The sequence below is a fragment of the Caballeronia pedi genome (genome assembly GCF_001544915.2).
Classification (GTDB): domain Bacteria; phylum Pseudomonadota; class Gammaproteobacteria; order Burkholderiales; family Burkholderiaceae; genus Caballeronia; species Caballeronia pedi.
Genome location: NZ_FCOE02000067.1, coordinates 19,301 through 28,409 on the forward strand (window position 1 = coordinate 19,301; position 9,109 = coordinate 28,409).

10 protein-coding genes are annotated in these 9,109 nt (G+C 64.5%); 4 read left to right on the forward strand and 6 right to left on the reverse strand.

Annotated elements, in window-relative coordinates; all coding sequences use genetic code 11:
• Positions 1 to 8: 8 nt before the first annotated feature.
• The 3 genes from cbbX to AWB80_RS40885 are packed head-to-tail and all read right to left on the reverse strand — an operon-like array spanning position 9 to position 2,902.
• A complete protein-coding gene (cbbX, locus tag AWB80_RS40875; RefSeq protein WP_061180301.1) occupies positions 9 to 923 on the reverse strand; it encodes a CbbX protein in 915 nt (304 codons plus the stop codon).
• Positions 924 to 938: 15 nt separating this feature from the next.
• Positions 939 to 1,355, reverse strand: coding sequence for a ribulose bisphosphate carboxylase small subunit (locus tag AWB80_RS40880; RefSeq protein ID WP_061180308.1), 417 nt, complete (start codon positions 1,353 to 1,355; stop codon positions 939 to 941).
• Positions 1,356 to 1,408: 53 nt separating this feature from the next.
• Entirely contained in the window at positions 1,409 to 2,902 is a 1,494-nt protein-coding gene (locus tag AWB80_RS40885) for a form I ribulose bisphosphate carboxylase large subunit (RefSeq protein WP_061180302.1), read from the reverse strand.
• Positions 2,903 to 3,233: 331 nt separating this feature from the next.
• Here AWB80_RS40885 and pqqA point away from each other — a divergent pair, with 331 nt between their 5' ends.
• From pqqA to AWB80_RS40900, 3 genes are all read left to right on the forward strand, one after another.
• Positions 3,234 to 3,308: a pyrroloquinoline quinone precursor peptide PqqA gene (pqqA, locus tag AWB80_RS40890; protein WP_008354335.1), complete on the forward strand. Its 75-nt coding sequence runs from the start codon at positions 3,234 to 3,236 to the stop codon at positions 3,306 to 3,308.
• An 80-nt stretch (positions 3,309 to 3,388) separates the two neighbouring features.
• Positions 3,389 to 3,955, forward strand: a complete 567-nt coding sequence (locus tag AWB80_RS40895) for a DUF447 domain-containing protein (RefSeq protein ID WP_061180309.1) — start codon at positions 3,389 to 3,391, stop codon at positions 3,953 to 3,955.
• 36 nt (positions 3,956 to 3,991) lie between these two features.
• Positions 3,992 to 4,678, forward strand: coding sequence for a (5-formylfuran-3-yl)methyl phosphate synthase (locus AWB80_RS40900; protein WP_061180303.1), 687 nt, complete (start codon positions 3,992 to 3,994; stop codon positions 4,676 to 4,678).
• Between the two features lie 138 nt (positions 4,679 to 4,816).
• Here the strand turns inward: AWB80_RS40900 and AWB80_RS40905 are convergent, their stop codons facing one another.
• The 3 genes from AWB80_RS40905 to AWB80_RS40915 form a co-directional block, all read right to left on the reverse strand.
• Complete coding sequence (locus AWB80_RS40905; RefSeq protein WP_061180304.1) at positions 4,817 to 5,404, reverse strand: amino acid kinase family protein; 588 nt, start codon at positions 5,402 to 5,404, stop codon at positions 4,817 to 4,819.
• An 84-nt stretch (positions 5,405 to 5,488) separates the two neighbouring features.
• Entirely contained in the window at positions 5,489 to 6,619 is a 1,131-nt protein-coding gene (locus AWB80_RS40910) for a hydantoinase/oxoprolinase family protein (protein ID WP_061180305.1), read from the reverse strand.
• Positions 6,616 to 7,656 (reverse strand): ATP-grasp domain-containing protein, encoded by a 1,041-nt coding sequence (locus AWB80_RS40915; RefSeq protein ID WP_061180310.1) that lies wholly within the window; start codon positions 7,654 to 7,656, stop codon positions 6,616 to 6,618. Before AWB80_RS40915 ends, AWB80_RS40910 begins: the two co-directional genes overlap by 4 nt.
• Positions 7,657 to 7,669: 13 nt before the next feature.
• Between AWB80_RS40915 and AWB80_RS40920 the strand changes: the two genes are divergently transcribed.
• Entirely contained in the window at positions 7,670 to 8,404 is a 735-nt protein-coding gene (locus AWB80_RS40920; protein ID WP_061180306.1) for a HisA/HisF-related TIM barrel protein, read from the forward strand.
• The last annotated feature ends 705 nt before the right edge of the window (positions 8,405 to 9,109 follow it).

Below are 9,109 nucleotides of genomic sequence, written 5' to 3' on the forward strand. Positions count from 1 at the left end.
CCCTGTCGTCATGAATCGGTGAACACGCGGCTCGCGCGGATATCGCTCGCGTCGAGCTGCATCAGCGCGTGGGCGTCGGCGGCGCCGCTACCGCTTTCTGCGGCGGCGAACAGTCGATTCGCCTGACGCAGGCGCGCGCGGTCGAGCGCATTGCGCACCGAGCGCGCGTTGGCGAAGTTCGGTTGCCTGATGCGGCGTGCGAGATACTCTTCGAAGGCGCGGCGCGCGTCGTCGTCGAAGCGGTAGTGCATGTCGGTCAGCATGTGCTCGGCGATCTGCAGCAGCTCATCGGGCGCATAGTCCGGAAACACGAGGTGATGCGCGATGCGCGAACGGAAGCCCGGATTGCTGTGGAAGAACGTTTCCATGCGCGACTCGTAACCCGCGAGAATCACGACGAGATCGTCGCGCTGGTTTTCCATCGTCTGCAGCAGGATTTCAATCGCTTCCTGTCCGTAGTCGCGTTCGTTCTCCGGGCGGTACAGGTAATAGGCCTCGTCGATGAAGAGCACGCCGCCCATCGCACGCTTGAGCACTTCGCGGGTTTTGGGCGCGGTGTGGCCGATGTATTGGCCGACCAGATCGTCCCGCGTCACCGAGACGAGATGATTGCGCCGGATATAGCCGAGCCGGTGCAGCACCTGCGCCATGCGTAGCGCGACCGTGGTCTTTCCGGTGCCGGGATTGCCCGAGAAGCACATGTGCAGCGTGGGCGCACCCGACGCGATACCGAGCGTCCCGCGGGCGCGCTCCACGAGCAGATGCGCGGCGATCTCGCGGATACGCGTCTTGACGGGCGCAAGGCCGATGAGATCGCGGTCGAGTTCCGCCAGCACTTCGCCGATGCGCGATTCGCGGTAAAGCGCCATCAAGTCGGCTGTGGTTTGAAGAGGCGCTTCTTCGAGCGTGGCTTCGGCGCTCATGATTTCGCCTCCTCATCAGTAGCGCTCGCCGCTCGGGCGATCGGTTGCGTAGGTGCGGATCGCGTAGCGCTGCACGCGGCTTCTTTCGTCCTGGCGTTCGAGGCGGAAGCCCTTTTCCTGCTCGGGGCGATTGACCATGAATGACAGACGCATCGTCTCGAAGCCGCGTACCGAGTCGAATGCGTTCACCTTGATGTAGTGATCGGGGTAGGTCTTGCGGCAGGCGTTCACTTCCATCAGCACGCCGGCGGCGTCGTGGAGGTCGAACATGGGAAGGTTCCACATTTCCCAGTAGGTGTTGCGGGGGTGGGGATCGTCGGTGAATTCCACCGAGCAGGACCAGCCCTGGTCTAATGCGTAGTTGATCTGGGACGCTATTTCTTCGTCGGTCAACGGTGGGAGGAAGGAGAAGGTTCCTTGTGTGATAAGCATTTCGGCATCCTTAAGTTGTCCGGGTTGCGGAATTCCCGCGAATGAAAGCAAGATCAAACCGAAGCCGAAGCAGTAACCGCAAAATCCGGCGTATCCGTCGACGCGTAGTTGAAAGTGACATCGCGCCAGGTCTCGAGCGCCTGCCTCAACGGCGTACACCCCCGCGCAGCGGCATCGAGAATATCCAACCCTTCATTTGCTATATCCCGTCCTTCATTGCGCGCCTTGACCATCGCCTCGAGCGCGACGCGATTGGCCGTCGCCCCGGCCTGAATCCCTTGCGGATGCCCGATCGTGCCGCCACCGAATTGCAGAATGCAGTCATCGCCGAAGAGATCGAGCAGTTGATGCATCTGCCCGGCGTGAATGCCGCCCGACGCAACGGGCATCACCTTCCGCAACCCCGCCCAGGGCTGATCGAAGAAAATTCCGCGCGACAGATCGACTTCATTGCGCGCCTCGCGGCACACGTTGTAATACCCCTGCACAGATAAAGGATCGCCTTCCAGCTTGCCGACCGCCGTGCCCGCATGGGCATGATCCACACCGGCCATGCGCAGCCACTTCGCAATCACGCGAAACGAGATGCCATGGTTGCGTTGCCGCGTATAAGTCCCATGCCCCGCGCGATGCAGATGCAGGATCATGTCGTTGCGACGCGCCCACTTCGACATCGACTGGATCGCCGTCCAGCCGATCACGAGATCGATCATCACGATGCATGAGCCCAGTTCCTTCGCGAACTCCGCGCGCTCGTACATGTCTTCCATCGTGCCGGCGGTCACGTTCAGATAATGTCCCTTCATTTCGCCGGTTTCGGCCTGCGCGCGGCTCACCGCTTCCATCGCGAACAGATAGCGGTCGCGCCAGTGCATGAACGCCTGCGAGTTGATGTTCTCATCGTCCTTCAGAAAATCGAGCCCGCCCTTCAGCCCTTCATACACCACGCGCCCATAGTTCTTGCCCGACAAACCGAGCTTCGGCTTCACCGTCGCGCCAAGCAGCGGCCGCCCATACTTGTCGAGCCGCTCGCGCTCGACGATGATGCCCGTCGGCGGTCCCTGAAACGTCTTCAGGTACGCAACCGGAATGCGCATGTCCTCCAGACGCAGCGCCTTGAGCGGCTTGAAGCCGAACACATTGCCGATGATCGAAGCCGTCAGGTTCGCGACCGATCCTTCCTCGAACAGATCGAGCTCGTAGGCGATGTACGCGAAATACTGCGGCTCGTCGGCGCGCGCGTTGGGCACCAGTTCAACGCGATACGCCTTCGCGCGATACATGTCGCATGCGGTGAGGCGGTCGGTCCACACGACCGTCCATGTCGCCGTCGACGATTCGCCGGCCACGGCGGCCGCCGCTTCTTCCGGCTCGACGCCCGCTTGCGGCGTGATGCGAAAGAGCGCGATGACGTCGGTGTCCTTCGGCGTGTAGTCGGGCTGCCAGTAGCCCATCTCGCGATACTTCATGACGCCGGCCGCATAACGCGAGCGCGGATCGGACGGATTGCGCGCCGCCTCGACGGCGGCCTTGCTGAAGTCGTTCATTCCGTTTCCTCGACAGTGACGGTGAAAGAGACCTGCGCCTGCTGTGATTGCAGAGTAAGCAGTGGCCGCGAGGAAAGGAATTCACGATTAACGTGTGCGGGCATAAGCAATGCCTTATTCGGGATTTGCCCTGATGCGAACATTGATCACCGGATGGGACACTTTGTTCTGATTCCGTCACAGTCGAAACGCACGCAGCGCGACCGGCGCTCTTCGGCATCCGCTTCATGTCACTGGCATGGCGCTTGCATCGTCGAATGGCCGGCGTTTGCATCGGCACATGATTGAAGCGGTAATCGAGGCATCAACCAACACACATGGAGGACCGCCCATGCAATGGACTACCCCTAGCTTCACCGATATGCGTTTTGGCTTTGAAATCACGATGTATATCGCTACCCGCTGAATGCGGGCCCAATCCGCACGAAGCCGCGCCAGGCATTTCGCGGTTCTCTCGTGCGGTCACGAATGCCCCGGCCGACCATCATGATTTACGAAACCATCGTCACGACTGCGGATCGCGATGGCCGGCCGCACATCGCGCCGATGGGCGTGCGCTTCGAACAGGATGTCGCGATCCTCGCGCCGTTCCGTCCATCGACGACGCTCGACAACGTGCTTTCGACGAAGAGCGCCGTGATCAACTTCACGACGGACGTGCGCGTCTTCGCCGGCTGCGTGACGGGCTTCGCGCGCGACTGGCCGACGGTCGCCGCGAACGCGGTTCCGAGCGTGCGGCTCGCGACGACGCTCGCGCACACCGAACTGCGTCTCGCCGAAATACTCGACGACGAAACGCGCCCCACATTGCGCATGGAGTGCGTGCATCGCGCGACGCATGCACCGTTTGCGGGCTTCAATCGCGCGCAGGCGGCGGTCGTCGAAGGCGCGATTCTCGTGAGCCGGCTCTTCATGTTGCCGCCGGAGAAGGTGGATAGCGAGATCGCGTATCTGCGTATCGCGATCGACAAGACCGCGGGCGACGCCGAGCGCGAGGCTTGGCAATGGATATTGCGCGCGATCGAGGTGCATCGCGCGAAGGCGCTGACCTGATGCTGTTTCCGTAGCAAACCCTCTGGAGTTTCGACGATGACCGCATTGCTCGCGAGCGTCCGCTCGGCCGACGAAGCATTCGATGCCGCGAACGCCGGCGCCGAACTGATCGACCTGAAGGAGCCGAGCGCGGGCGCGCTGGGAGGCGTCGCGATCGGCGAGATCGCGCGGATCGTGCGGGAGTTGCGTGCGCGGTACGCGGTGCGGCCGATCAGCGCGACCATCGGCGATTTGCCCAACGATGCGCTCGACGAGATCACCGCGCGGGTGCTCGATGTCGCGGCGGCCGGTGTCGATTATGTGAAGGTGGGGGTGTCGCCGGGGGCGGGTGCCGTTGCGTGTTTGCGGCATCTGGCGAGCTTGCCGGCTGCTGTCGTGCCGGTGTTGCTGTCGGACGATGGCGTGGATCGTGAACTGGCCGTGCTTGCGGCGCAGTTGGGTTTCGTGGGTATCGTGTTCGATACGGCTCTGAAGGACGGGCGGACGTTGTTCGATTGCGTCGATGTCGGAGTGCTGGCGGGGTGCATCGCGGATGCTCGTTCTAAGGGCGTGATGACCGCGGTCGCCGGGTCGCTGAGTTGGGATGATCGGGACAGGATTCTTTTGCTCTCGCCGGATATTGCGGGGTTTCGTGGGGCTTTATGTGACGAACGCGAAGGACGTGGGGGGAGGCTTGATCCCAGGCGCGTTGAGAAGTGGGTTTGTGTGTTGCATGGGGGATAGGTTAAAGGTCGGGTCGTTCGCCTGGGCTTCTATGGGATCCTGTTTTCGTGTCGGTCTATTAGCGTTGCCCCTGTGCGGGGCAGTGCTAATAGACCGACGCGAATATGGGATCCGGCGACAAACCAAAAAACCAACGCGTTAAACCGCCACATTAAGCAACCGATCCCTCATAACCCCCGCATCGCCCTTACCAAAAATCTCAACCACATAATTGGCATCCCGCACAAAAGTGGGAAACCTTCGATCCACGATGCCTCTCGCGGCCAGCGTCTCCAACGAAGCACCAGCATCCACCTCACAAGACTTGACGATCATCAACCGCTCCGCATTGAGCGAAGAAGAAAGCCACGCCGCCAGGCTATCCGAAGTGGTCTCCCAGTTGGTCATCGAATCGGGCGTCGAGCGCATCAGATCCGTCGGCACCCAGACCGCCACGCGCCCATCCCGCAACGCACGCCGGATGCGATCCTCATTCGACGCGAGCACCAGCTCCGACACCACGCCCTGCATCAGAATCGCGTATTGCGCCATCGCGAGCAGGCACATGTTATGGGCGGCCAGATCGTCGAACTGCCATTCGCGCTGATACTGCCGCACCGCGTCCGCGAAGTCGCCGCCGCCCGGCACGATCACGACGCGCCCTCCGCCCACTTCCCAGAGCCGCGTCAACCACTCGCGCAGCGCCGGGTCGTGACCGAGGCTACCCCCGATCTTCACCACCCACATGATTCCTGTCCTCGTTCGATCATGCCGCCGGGCCACGCACCCGGTTCCATACCACGTTTTCGTCTCGCTATATCCCGCACGCTATCACGCCGCGCGCGGCGACGCATCGTCGTAAGGTCGGGCTTCGTTGCCCGCCGCGCCCTTCGACGCCATCGACGCCAGCAGCCCCACCGCCACGCTCGGAGCGCACGTCGATACCCACTCGGCGCGCGTCGTGTCGTCATGCGCGACACCCGCGAGCCGCGCGAAATCGACATAACCGCGCGCCTCCTGCCGCGCCAGCGCCGCCGCCAAAAAGCGCCCGCACCCCGCGCCGACGATCGGCGCGACGGCCAGCGCCGCATCCTGCGCGATCACGCGCGCGAGATTCGCTTCGAGCGTGCGCAACTGCTCGTGCCGCCAGCTTTGCGCGAAGCGGCGCCATTCGGCATCGCTCGCATCGGCGGCGTCGCGGCCGATCATCCTTGCAATGCGCGCCCGGCTCGCCGCTTCCGTCTTCGGTCCGTTGTCGGCGCTCGGATGCTGATCGTGCTCGGGCCACAGTTCGCCCGTCAGCCGATAGACATCCGCGGTCGTCGCGAACCATTCGTTCATCACGCCCGTCGTCTCGCCGCGAAACGCGATGCGATGCGCAACCCCGCACAACGGCGTGCGCACGACGCCCTGATACACGAGTTCGCCGCTGACGAGCCGCGCGGCGTCGTTCGAACCGCGCGCAGCGACGCGGCCGCCGACGATCGGAATGATGTCCGTCGTCGTGCTGCCGATATCGACGAGCAACGCATCCGGGATGCATGTCGCGACCCATTGCGCGGTCGCGAGCCAGTTCGCCGACGCGACGTTGCGCCATCGGTCCGGACAGGCCGAGCGCGCGAGCCAGCCCGCAGCGCCGGCGAAAAACATCGTGCGCGCGCCGAGACGTTGCGCGAGCGTGCGCGTCAAGATGCGCACGCCCTCGGCGCGGTCGGCGAAGAGATCGACCATTTCGCCCGTCATCGTGACGGCGTGGCGCGCCGATGCATCGGCGGCGGCGGGCCAGCGCTCGAACACGCCGTCGATCGCGCGCTCCAGATGCGCGATGCCCTGCCACAGCGGACACGCCCATTGCGCGACATCGGCGAGCGCGCCCGCGCGCGTCACCATCGATACCTTGACGTGCGCGCCGCCCACGTCCCAGCCGAACACCGGCGCATCGTTCGATGCCGACGCCGTCATGACGCCGCTCCGCCACAGGCGCGCAGCAGTCCGGCATCGCCGTCGAAGCCGGGCACGCGATGCGCCGCGAGCAACTCAGCCGCGAGATTTCTGCCGCCGCGCCGGCTCAGCTCCGCATACGCGACCGTCAGACGCGGATTCACCTCGATCACGACCGGCCCGCGCTCCGGATGCCACACGACATCGATGCCCGCGAAGCCGCGCAGACCCGGAAACGCCTCGGCGACGCGCAAGGCCAGCCGTTCGAGCGCGCGCCCTTGCGGACCATGCCGGTCGATACGATCGACGTCGACGCCATCGAACTGCACGATGCGCTCGCGCCGCCCGGAGCCCGCCGCTTCCGACAGGCCGATGCGCTGACGATTGATGCTGACGAGCCGCGACAGCCGTTCGCGGCAGATCAGCGAAAGACTCAGCGGCTCGCCGTCGATCCATTCCTGCAGCACGGGATTGCGGCCCGCTTCCGCGCGCGCTTCGTATTCGGCGCGCGCGGCGGCGAGATCGTCGTAGACGTAGGTGTCGAGGCCGCCCGCGCCGTCGTCGGGCTTGACGACCCAGCGGCGCCCGATTGCGGCGGCCGCGTTGTCGGGTTCGAGCGCGGGCGTCGCGGCGATGCTGCGCGCGGCGAGACACGCAGCGGTCGCGCTTTTGCTCGACGCCGCGCGGATCGCTTCCTTCGCGCAGCCGAGCCAGCGCGCCTGGCCGACGGCATCGTGAAGCTTGAGCAGCAGCCCGTCGCATTCGGGCGCGACGATGCACGCATAGTCATGCTCGCGCGCCACGCGGGCGACGAAGCGTATGACCGGTTCGCCGGGCTGCGCGCGCACATAGCCTTGCGCGTCGTCGACCTGTTCGAAGCGCGAGCTGGCGACGGTCACGTCGATGCCCGGCAGCGCGCGCAGGTCGGCGGCGATGGCGTCGCGCATCACGCGCCCTTCGACGATCAGCGCGGAGAGATCGGCGAGGCTGCCTGCGCCTGCTGCGTCAGGATCGATGCCGCCGCCGGTGAGATACTCGAATACAAAGATCTTGGTCAAAGGAAAGCCATCCATGCAGGTGATACCCGTTCTCGATCTGCTCGACGGCCACGCGGTGCGCGCCGTGCGGGGCGAGCGTTCGCGCTATCGGCCGATCCAGTCTTCGTTGTGCGCGACGAGCGATCCGGTTGCGATCGCCCGCGCGCTCGTCGCCGTCACCGGCGCGCGCACCTTGTACGTCGCCGATCTGGGCGCGATCCTGCAGCGCGGCGCGCACGATCACGCGCTCGCCGCGCTATGCGACGCCCTCGGCAAGAACTCGCGCATCTGGCTCGACGCGGGCTTCACCGCGTTCGCGCCGATGCGTGCGCTCGTCGAACGCGTCGTGCGGCTGACGCGATCCGGATCGCCCGCTGCGATCGTGCCCGTGTTCGGCACCGAAACCCTGCTCGACATCGGCGCGATCGCGCAGGCATCGGCTTGTGGCCTCGAACCGATCCTGTCGCTCGACTATCGCGGCGGGCGCGCGCTCGGGTCGGCGCATGTCGAGAGCGCGTGGTGGCCGTCGCGCGTGATCGTGATGACGCTCGATCACGTGGGCGCGTATGCCGGACCCGATCTCGATACCTTCGCCCATGTCCGCGCGCTTGCCGGTGCGCGCGAGGTGATCGGTGCGGGAGGCATTCGCGATTGCGCCGATCTCGAACTCGCTGCGCGTAGCGGCGCCGATGCGTGGCTCGTGGCTTCCGCGATTCACGATGGCAACGTGGGTCGGGGCGATGTGCATCGCGGAGCTTTGGAGGGGTGAACTCTCAATATCTGTGCCAACGGGCTTGGGGCTTTGGTTTGGGTGTAATCCTTTGGCAAGGAGGTGTTGCATCGGGTGATGCATGGGTGACAGTGTGTTGCATTGCGGAGCAGGTTTTGCTGGCGCTTGTTTGTCGCCGGATCCCGTATTCGCGTCGGTCTATTAGCGTTGCCCCTGTGCGGGGCGGCACCTACTTTCTTTGCTGCTGCAAAGAAAGTAGGCAAAGAAAGCAGCTTTCCCCATCCAAAGCGCTTCATGCCGGCCGCGGCACAGGCGATCGTTTTGGGCACAGCAGTAGCGAGTGCCCTCAAAGGCCACCTCGGGCTTGGACCGCGCACGGTCTGACGAGCCAGAGATTTGAGCGTGCTGGATCAGCACGAAATAGCTTCGGCACAGCGCTGCGCGCTGCCGTGGGGTATGCGAGGGACACCGACGAGAAAAGAGAAATCAGAAGCACGCGCAGACCCGATGTACCCATCGGCCGCGAAGCAGGGCGGAGCCTTTTCGTGCTGAACCAGCCACGCGCGCGGCGCGATGTGACAGACCGTGCGCGGTCCACGCCCGAAATGGCCTGCGAGGGCACTCGCTACTGCTGTGCCCTAAGGGTTCGCCTGTGCCGCGGCCGGCTTGAAGCGTTCAGGATGGGGAAAGCTGCTTTCTTTGGTTACTTTCTTTGCAGCAGCAAAGAAAGTGACTGCCGCCCCG